Origin of the sequence: Nocardioides sp. (assembly GCF_035503875.1) — a bacterium.
GTDB lineage: Bacteria > Actinomycetota > Actinomycetes > Propionibacteriales > Nocardioidaceae > Nocardioides.
In genome coordinates this window covers 49,665-56,082 of record NZ_DATJTA010000067.1, presented here as the reverse complement: position 1 = coordinate 56,082, position 6,418 = coordinate 49,665, and the positions used below count along the sequence as shown (strand labels likewise).

The window sequence follows — 6,418 nt, the reverse complement described above, 5'->3', positions numbered from 1 at the left end:
CAAGTTCTGCCGACTCGGCGCGCAAGTTCTGCCGACTCGGCGCGCAAGTTCTGCCGACTCGGCGCGCAAGTTCTGCCGACTCGGCGCGCAAGTTCTGCCGACTCGGCGCGCAAGTTCTGCCGACTCGGCGCGCAAGTTCTGCCGACTCGGCGGGGTGGGGCGGGTGGGGGGCTAGACGTGGCCGGAGAGCTGGGCCATCCGGGCCTCGAGCTTGGCCAGGTACGCGTCACGGGTGGCGCGGTCGACGCCGCTGGCCTCCTCGAGGTGGCTGCAGGCGGGCAGGACGTCGACCGAGAGCTTGGCGGCGCCGGCCAGGGCGCGCAGCTCGTCGACGCGGTCGCCGAACGGGGTGCCGCTGCCGGGCGAGTACGACCGGACGACCTCGTCCACGGACTCGGCGTACAGGTCGGCCTTGGTCACCACGATCACCAGCCAGGTCGGCCGGTCGCGGCGGACCGCCATCGAGGCGATCCGGTGGGCGGTGACCGTCCAGTCCTCCAGCTCGCGGGCCAGCTGCTCCTCGCGGTCGACGACGGCGGAACCCGTGGTCCCCGCGGGTCGGCGGCCGGTCGCCAGGCCGTTGGCCACCACGTGCAGTACGCCGTCGACCGGGTCGTCGTGGAAGACCTCGTCGAGGGCGCCGAGGCGGGTCGCGGCGTTCTCCCCGGGTACGACGCGGAAGCGGAACCCGCGCAGCCGCCGGTCGCGGCGGACCCGGCGCTCCATCACGGCCGACCCCGACTCGACCGTGGCGCCCGTGTCGCCCCGCCCGCACAGGTGGTCGACCAGCTCGGTCTTGCCGGCGCCGGTCATCCCGGTGACGGCGACGGTCGGGTAGCGGTGCTGCCACAGCCCCACCAGCCGGTCGCGGCCTCGCTGCACCGGTCGGCTGAGACTGCGGGGCGGGCGGAGCTCGGGCACGGGACCTCCGGTGGTCCGTCGGGGGTGGGCAGCCCCGACGGTACCCAGGCGGCCCGCGACCGAGTGCCGGTCGAGTCCGGCCCGAGACGCCCGGTAGCCTGGCCCCCGCAGCGGAGGAGGTCGGCATGCTCGCGCCCTGGGCGGTCGAGATCACGGATCAGGTCGATCTGGAGGCGCTGCGCGAGCGCGTCGTGCACAGCGACGTCGAGGCGGCGTTCCCCGACCGGGCCGGCACCGAGCCGTTCATCTCCACCCTCCGCGCCAGCGTCGAGGAGAACCTCTCGCTGCTGCGCGCCGTGCTGAACGGCTCGCTCCAGCTCGAGGACGTGCGGCTGCACCAGCCGCTGGTCCTCGGTGCGCTCCAGGCGCAGCTGCGGATCCCGCAGGCGGCGATGCAGCGCTCCTACCGGGTCGGGTTCCGGGTCATGTGGGACACCTGGGTGGCGGCGCTCCTCGACGGGGCTCCGGCGGACGCCGTCCCGGACCTGTCCAGCCAGGTTGTGGAGCTGACGCGGCTGATCCTGGACTACCAGGACCACGTCGCCATCCAGGTCGCCGACCGGCTCAGCGCCGAGGAACAGGCGCTCAACATGTCCCGGGCGCACGTGCGCCACCGGCTCATCGAGGACATCCTCGCCGACCCGGGCACCCTGCTGTCTCCCGCGGACCTCACGACGATCGGCTACTCCCTGGACCTGCACCACCTCGCGGTGCTGCTGCCGGCCATGGCGGAGGGGGCGGCCAGCCGGTTCGCGGTCGGGATGGCCGACGCCGCCGGCACCCGGCACTCGCTGACCCTGCCCCGCGAGCTGAGCGCCAGCGTCGTCTGGCTCGGCCGGGCGACCGCCTGGTCGACCGAGGCCCGCCAGGCGGTCCGCGCCTGCCTGGAGGCGGTCGGCGCGACGGCGACGCTGGGGGAGCCCGGGCGCGGGATCGAGGGCTTCCGCGCGAGCCTGGCCCAGGCCGAGGAGGCGGAGGCCATCCGCAAGGCGGCGGGTACGACGCTCGACTCGCCCGTCCTCGAGCACGCCGAGGTCGGCCTGGAGATCCTGCTGATGCGCGACCGCGACCGCGCCCGGCGCTTCGTCCGCGACGAGCTGGGCGCGCTGGCCGGCGACACCCAGGAGGCCGCCCGGCTGCGCGAGACGCTCGAGACGTCGTACCGCCTCGGCAGCCACGTGGCGACCGCCGCGCACCTGCACGTCCACGAGCACACGGTCCGCAACCGGCTGCGCAAGGTCGAGGAGGTGCTGGAGCACCCCCTCACCCAGCGCAGCACCGAGGTGCAGGTGGCGCTACGCCTCGCGCGCCTGCTCTGACCCTCGGAGCAGCTCGTCGAAGACGGCGGCGGTGTCGAGGTCGCCGCGGCCGCTCTCGAGCATCGTCCGGTACAGCCGGGCGCACTCGGCGAGCAGCGGCACCGGGGAGCCGAGGCTGCCGGCGTGCTGCTCGATGATGTCGATGTCCTTGACGAAGTTGTCGACCCGCATCGTGGCGGCGTACTCGCCGCTGGCCATCAGGGGACCGCGCACCTGCAGCATCCGCGAGCCGCCCGCCCCGTCGCTCACGGCCTCGATCACGGCCGGCAGGTCCAGCCCCGCCCGCGCGGCCAGCAGCAGCGCCTCGGCCGCCGCCACGTTGTGGATCGCCACGAGGTGGTTGGCGACCAGCTTCATCCGGGTCCCGTTGCCGAGGCGTCCCAGCTGGTACTGCGCCCGGGTGAAGGTGCGGATGACCGGGAGCGCGGCGGCGCAGTCCTCGGGCGACCCGCTGACGTAGGCGATCAGGTCGCGGGTGGCGGCCTGCTGGCTGGTCCCGGACAGCGGGGCGTCGACCATGCCGAGGCCGGCGGCGCCCAGGGTCGCGGCCGCGCGCTCCTTGTCCTCGACCGAGAGGGTGCTGGTCTCGATGAGGCCGCCCCGCTCCGGGCCGGGTGCGCCGGCGACCTGGTCGACCACGCCGTGCAGGGCGCTCGCGGTCGGCAGGGAGGTGACGATCCATCGGCACCGCCGCGCGAGGTCCGCGAGTTCGGCGGCGGCGTGGGCACCCTGGTCCGAGAGCGCCGCGACCCGTGCCGGGTCGAGATCGTGGACCCAGACCTCCAGGCCCGCCTCGAGCGCGTGCCGGCTGAGCTGGGAGCCCATGGCGCCCAGCCCCACGAAGCCGACGGCGTACGACGGGCTCAGCACGCGCCGGTCCGCACGTGCGCGGTGATGGCGACCGCGGCCGCCTGGGGCTGCTCGAGCAGGGCGGCGTGGTGCCCCCCGCCCAGCCAGGTGACGCCTGCGTCGGGCGCGAGGCGCTCGGCCAGCAGCGTGCTGCCGCTCAGGAAGGGCGGCGCGTCGCGGTCGCCGCACAGCACCAGGGTCGGCGCCTGGATCCGGTCGAGCAGGGTCGAGGTGTCGGCGTCGCGCAGCGCGAGGCAGGCCCGGGCGTACGTCGCCGGGCCGGTCGCCAGCACCTGCTGTCGACAGACCTGCTCGAGTTCCGCGGGGGGAGCCGCGTCGGCGCCGTACCAGGTCGCGAGCGTGGCGCCGAGGATCGACTCCGTGCCGTGGGCACGGACGTCCGCGGCCCGCTGCGCCCACATCTCGCGCATCGGCGCGGGGTAGCTCACCAGGGTGTCGGCGAGGACCAGGTGGGAGACCAGCGCGGGATGCGCGGCCGCGAGGTGCTGGGCGACCAGCCCGCCGAGGGAGACGCCGACGAGCGCCGCAGGTCCGTCGAGCACCGCGTCGAGCTCGCCCGCCAGGCCCTCGGCCACCTCGGCCAGGGTGGGCCGGGCCTCGGTCGGGTTCACGTCGGCCGTCCACGCCTCGTGCTCGACGTGCTCCAGCAGGGGCTCGAAGAACCGGGCGTCGGCACCGAGCGGGTGCAGCAGCACGAGCGGCGGGCCGGAGCCCTCGCGCTGCCGGACGAGCGTGCTCACTCGCCGATCGCGCCGTTGACCCGGGGCATGACCTCGGTGGCCATCAGCTCCATGGACCGGCGGCCCAGCCGCTCGTCGGCCCAGTCGAGGCCGGCGTACACCAGCTCGCCGAACGGTCCGGTCTCCTCGCGGAACGCGAGCAGCCGCTCGGCGACCTCCTCGGCGGTCCCGGCGATGACCAGGCGGTCGAGCACGTACTCGAGGGTGATCTCCTCGTCGGGCTGCTCGCGGTGGGACTTGAACAGGTCCACCCGACCGAGCTTCCGCATCTTGGTCAGCATCTGCTGGTAGTAGAAGCGGTAGGGGCTGTCGGCGTCGGCGCCGCCGTAGCGCCGCGCGGTCGCGCTGTCGTCGGCGACGAAGATCGTCCGGGCGACCCGCCAGTCGGCCACGTCGGCGACCTGGCCGACCGACTCCTTGCCCTGGACGTAGTTGCCCCAGTGCGTGCCCACCCACTGCGGCAGCAGGAAGTTCGCGGAGAGCGGGTGGAAGTCCCGGGCACCCATGGCGATGACGCCCTTCGAGAACGGCGCGACCACGGTGCCGACGATCTCGGGCCGCGGCTGCTGGAGCGGCTTGCCGACCATGCCGACGCCCAGGTCCTCGTCGTACGACGACCGCGTGGTCACCGGCCAGCGGGCGCCCTCGCCGCCGATGTCGTACGGCGCCTCCTCCGTCCACAGGGCCGTGATGACGTCGATCGCCTCGGCGAACATCGCGTTGCGGTCCTGGCCGAGGATCCCGAGCAGCTCCGCGTCCGAGGCGAGCGCGCCGGGGCTGACGCCCAGGATGAACCGGCCGCCGCTCAGGTGGTCGAACATGGCGGAGTTGGCCGCCACCAGGGCCGGGTGGGTGTGCGAGAGGTTGGTGGTGCCGGTCGCCAGCCGGATCTGCTCGGTGTCCGGGATCAGGGTGGCCAGGAACAGCAGGGCGTTGGTGATGTTCTCGTGGCGGTCCGTCAGGTGCTCGCCGATGAAGGCGTCGTGGAAGCCCAGCCGGTCGGCCAGGATCACCGCCTCCCGGTCCTCCCGCAGGGTCTCGGACCAGGTCCGTCCGGCCGGGTGCAGGGGCATGGCGAAGTAGCCGAGTCTCACGAGGGGGCTCCTAGGGGCGACCAGTCCGGCGGACGGCCCGCCGGCGGGCTCCATCCGACGTCACCGACCGGGACGCCCGCACTGGCGGCGACCAGCATGGGCACCGGACCGGATTCACAGGATCCGTGACCGCTCCCGGAACACGCCTGTTACCTCCGCGACGTCTTCACGGGATCTGCTAGCGCGGACCGGCGAGATTCGCGGATCACGCCAGTGCTCTCGGCGCGCCCTCTGACTTCACTGCTGTCACTGCACTCGGTGTTCCGCTGCGTGCCCGCCGTGATCGAACACAGGAGAGCGATGACGACCGACACCCAGGGTGCCCCGCCCCCGACCGTGCCCCCCGCGACGCACCCGGTCGACTCGGACGAGTTCCGCGTCGTCGCGGGCCACCTGGCCAGCGGCGTCGCCGTCGTCACCACGCAGACGAGTGGCACCCGCTTCGGGATGACCGCCAGCTCGGTCACCTCCCTGTCGCTCGACCCCCCGCTGATGCTCGTCTGCCTGAACTCCGCGATGCCCACGGCGCAGGCCGTGGCCGAGGCGGGGGCGTACGCCGTCAACGTGCTCGACCGCCAGTCCGCCCATCTCGCCCACCGGTTCGCGAGTGCCCAGGAGGACAAGTTCGCGGGCGTGGCGACCAGCCCCGGCGCGAGCGCGGCCCCCACGCTCGACGGCGCGCTCGCGCACATCGAGTGCCAGGTGATCGAGCAGATCACGGGCGGCACGCACACGATCTTCATCGGCCGCGTGGTCGCCGCGACCGCCCGCGACGGGGAGCCGCTGACCTACTTCCGCGGCGGCTTCGGCCGCTTCGAGCTGGAGCGGGACGAGCGGGTCTACCTGACCCTGCGCACCCACCTCACCCAGCGCCGGTGGGAGGCCGACAGCGCCCTCGACGTCGACCAGGTGGCGTTCGAGCTCGACCTGGCCCGTTCCAGCTGCTTCTACGCGATGACCCGCCTGAGCTCCGAGGGCATGCTGCGCCGCGAGCAGGGCCGCGGGTACGTCGTGGTGCCGTTCGACGTCACCGACTCCGACCAGGCCTTCGACGCCCGGAGCGCCATCGAGGTGGGTGCCCTCCACCTCGTCGACCTGCCGCTGCCGGAGGCGACGCTGCGCGAGCTGGGCTCGCTCTTCACCGCCATGGCGCGGTTCCTGGTCGACGACCGCTTCGTCGACTTCGACGGCTACCTCGACGCCAACGACGCCTTCCACCGCGCGCTGGTGGCGCTCGCCGGCTCGTCGGCCCTGTCGGCCGCGTTCGAGCAGATCGGCCTGCGCTCGGTCATGGCGTCCAGCTTCGGCGCGACGCCCGGCACGTCCCAGCGCTTCGTCGAGGTCCAGCGCGAGATCCTCCTGGCGCTCGAGGCCGGCGACCGCGCCCGCGCCCAGACCGGGGTGCTCACCTACGCCGCTCTGGCCAAGCAGCGCGCCCGGGAGATCCTCGAACGCACCGGCGGGGTGCTGTGAG

At 73.8% G+C, this 6,418-nt stretch carries 6 protein-coding genes; 2 read left to right on the top strand and 4 right to left on the bottom strand.

The window, feature by feature from the left end; translation table 11 throughout:
- Nucleotides 1–171: 171 nt before the first annotated feature.
- Entirely contained in the window at nt 172–882 is a 711-nt protein-coding gene (locus tag VMF51_RS16130) for a hypothetical protein (RefSeq protein ID WP_325475473.1), read from the bottom strand.
- A 164-nt stretch (nt 883–1,046) separates the two neighbouring features.
- Here VMF51_RS16130 and VMF51_RS16125 point away from each other — a divergent pair, with 164 nt between their 5' ends.
- Nucleotides 1,047–2,240, top strand: coding sequence for a PucR family transcriptional regulator (locus tag VMF51_RS16125; RefSeq protein WP_325475472.1), 1,194 nt, complete (start codon nt 1,047–1,049; stop codon nt 2,238–2,240).
- Here the strand turns inward: VMF51_RS16125 and VMF51_RS16120 are convergent.
- From VMF51_RS16120 to VMF51_RS16110, 3 genes are read right to left on the bottom strand one after another with little or no spacing between them, the layout of a single operon-like run.
- Nucleotides 2,217–3,110: an NAD(P)-dependent oxidoreductase gene (locus tag VMF51_RS16120; protein WP_325475471.1), complete on the bottom strand. Its 894-nt coding sequence runs from the start codon at nt 3,108–3,110 to the stop codon at nt 2,217–2,219. The genes VMF51_RS16125 and VMF51_RS16120 overlap by 24 nt on opposite strands.
- Entirely contained in the window at nt 3,104–3,850 is a 747-nt protein-coding gene (locus tag VMF51_RS16115) for an alpha/beta hydrolase (RefSeq protein ID WP_325475470.1), read from the bottom strand. The genes VMF51_RS16120 and VMF51_RS16115 overlap by 7 nt, the downstream gene beginning before the upstream one ends.
- Nucleotides 3,847–4,944, bottom strand: a complete 1,098-nt coding sequence (locus tag VMF51_RS16110; RefSeq protein ID WP_325475469.1) for an LLM class flavin-dependent oxidoreductase — start codon at nt 4,942–4,944, stop codon at nt 3,847–3,849. The genes VMF51_RS16115 and VMF51_RS16110 overlap by 4 nt, the downstream gene beginning before the upstream one ends.
- A 300-nt stretch (nt 4,945–5,244) precedes the next feature.
- Between VMF51_RS16110 and VMF51_RS16105 the strand changes: the two genes are divergently transcribed.
- Nucleotides 5,245–6,417 carry a flavin reductase gene (locus tag VMF51_RS16105; RefSeq protein ID WP_325475468.1) on the top strand — a complete coding sequence of 391 codons (1,173 nt, stop codon included), beginning with the start codon at nt 5,245–5,247 and terminating at the stop codon, nt 6,415–6,417.
- Nucleotide 6,418: the final 1 nt, after the last annotated feature.

Coding starts and splice junctions, on each gene's coding strand:
- VMF51_RS16105 (WP_325475468.1), top strand. CDS start 5,245: ATGACGACCGACACCCAGGGTGCCCCGCCCCCGACCGTGCCCCCCGCG.
- VMF51_RS16125 (WP_325475472.1), top strand. CDS start 1,047: ATGCTCGCGCCCTGGGCGGTCGAGATCACGGATCAGGTCGATCTGGAG.